At 56.3% G+C, this 1,422-nt stretch carries 1 rRNA gene (cut by a window edge); it reads left to right on the forward strand.

Annotation, left to right across the window (positions count from 1 at the left end):
* Positions 1-1,401 (forward strand): 23S ribosomal RNA (locus tag ABZ951_RS33510); it begins 1,371 nt to the left of the window's first position.
* The last annotated feature ends 21 nt before the right edge of the window (positions 1,402-1,422 follow it).

Consider the following 1,422-nt stretch of genomic DNA (forward strand, 5'->3'; position numbering starts at 1 on the left):
ACGTTAAGGCTGAGACCTGATGCCGAGCCGATTGTGGTGAAGTGGATGATCCTATGCTGTCGAGAAAAGCCTCTAGCGAGTTTCATGGCGGCCCGTACCCTAAACCGACTCAGGTGGTCAGGTAGAGAATACCGAGGCGTTCGGGTGAACTATGGTTAAGGAACTCGGCAAAATGCCCCCGTAACTTCGGGAGAAGGGGGGCCATGTCCGGTGATCGGATTTACTCCGTGAGCTGGGTGTGGCCGCAGAGACCAGCGAGAAGCGACTGTTTACTAAAAACACAGGTCCGTGCGAAGCCGTAAGGCGATGTATACGGACTGACGCCTGCCCGGTGCTGGAACGTTAAGGGGACCGGTTAGTCATTCTTCGGGATGGCGAAGCTGAGAACTTAAGCGCCAGTAAACGGCGGTGGTAACTATAACCATCCTAAGGTAGCGAAATTCCTTGTCGGGTAAGTTCCGACCTGCACGAATGGCGTAACGACTTCTCGACTGTCTCAACCATAGGCCCGGTGAAATTGCACTACGAGTAAAGATGCTCGTTTCGCGCAGCAGGACGGAAAGACCCCGGGACCTTTACTATAGCTTGATATTGGTGTTCGGTTCGGCTTGTGTAGGATAGGTGGGAGACTGTGAAGCTATGGCGCCAGCCATGGTGGAGTCGTCGTTGAAATACCACTCTGGTCGTGCTGGATGTCTAACCTGGGTCCGTGATCCGGATCAGGGACAGTGTCTGGTGGGTAGTTTAACTGGGGCGGTTGCCTCCTAAAGAGTAACGGAGGCGCCCAAAGGTTCCCTCAGCCTGGTTGGCAATCAGGTGTTGAGTGTAAGTGCACAAGGGAGCTTGACTGTGAGACCGACGGGTCGAGCAGGGACGAAAGTCGGGACTAGTGATCCGGCGGTGGCTTGTGGAAGCGCCGTCGCTCAACGGATAAAAGGTACCCCGGGGATAACAGGCTGATCTTCCCCAAGAGTCCATATCGACGGGATGGTTTGGCACCTCGATGTCGGCTCGTCGCATCCTGGGGCTGGAGTCGGTCCCAAGGGTTGGGCTGTTCGCCCATTAAAGCGGTACGCGAGCTGGGTTTAGAACGTCGTGAGACAGTTCGGTCCCTATCCGCTGCGCGCGCAGGAGTCTTGAGAAGGGCTGTCCCTAGTACGAGAGGACCGGGACGGACGAACCTCTGGTGTGCCAGTTGTCCTGCCAAGGGCATGGCTGGTTGGCTACGTTCGGGAGGGATAACCGCTGAAAGCATCTAAGCGGGAAGCCTGCTTCGAGATGAGGACTCCCACCCACTTGATGGGGTAAGGCTCCCAGTAGACGACTGGGTTGATAGGCCAGGTGTGGAAGACCGGTAACGGTTGGAGCTGACTGGTACTAATAGGCCGAGGGCTTGTCCTCAGTTGCTCGCGTCCACTGTGT

Origin of the sequence: Streptomyces sp. NPDC046215 (assembly GCF_040646215.1) — a bacterium.
Classification (GTDB): Bacteria; Actinomycetota; Actinomycetes; order Streptomycetales; family Streptomycetaceae; genus Streptomyces; species Streptomyces stramineus.